Source organism: Clostridium lacusfryxellense, assembly GCF_018861735.1.
GTDB classification, from domain to species: Bacteria; Bacillota; Clostridia; order Clostridiales; family Clostridiaceae; genus Clostridium_AD; species Clostridium_AD lacusfryxellense.
The window spans coordinates 1-575 of sequence record NZ_JAHLEB010000165.1 but is presented as its reverse complement, the minus strand read 5'-3'; the positions used below and the strand labels follow the sequence as shown (position 1 = coordinate 575).

The following is a 575-nucleotide window of genomic DNA, read 5'->3' as shown; positions in this document are numbered from 1 at the left end:
TAAGTTTACCTATTTCTCTGTTTAATTTTCAAAGACCAATTTGTTTGTCATCAAGTGACGACTTCTACTATAATACTAGGTATATCTTGTTTTGTCAACTAATTCTTTTAAACTAAGTTTTTATTTAAAACTTGATTAAATCCTAATTAACATTTAGCTTGGTGTGCCACTCTCAAGTGACGACAAGGAGTATTCTATCATATATATATGAGTATAATTTCAACCCATATACGTTATAGCTAGTTTATCTACATATTCCTACATATTAGTATAAATAATTCGTTATTTCACATTACGATACACATGGCTAAGTATGTGAGATTTATCTCTAATTACCATCTAAAATGCTTTTTATAGTACTACTAAAAGATTATTTGCTGTACTTAATCTATGAGCAAGAAGAGGTTTATGATATTTTATAAATATGATTTTAATAAAGAAAGGAAAATTATTTTTTACGCACAAAAAACCACTAAGATAAACTTAGTGGTTTTATTATTACCTGGCGACAACCTACTCTTCCACAAGGTCACCCCTGCAGTACCATCGGCGCATTGAAGCTTAACCTTCGTGTT

1 rRNA gene is annotated in these 575 nt (G+C 29.6%); it reads right to left on the bottom strand.

The features are described 5' to 3' along the window. Window positions 1-500 precede the first annotated feature (500 nt). Window positions 501-575, bottom strand: a 5S ribosomal RNA gene (gene rrf / locus KPL55_RS26945); the annotation flags it as partial.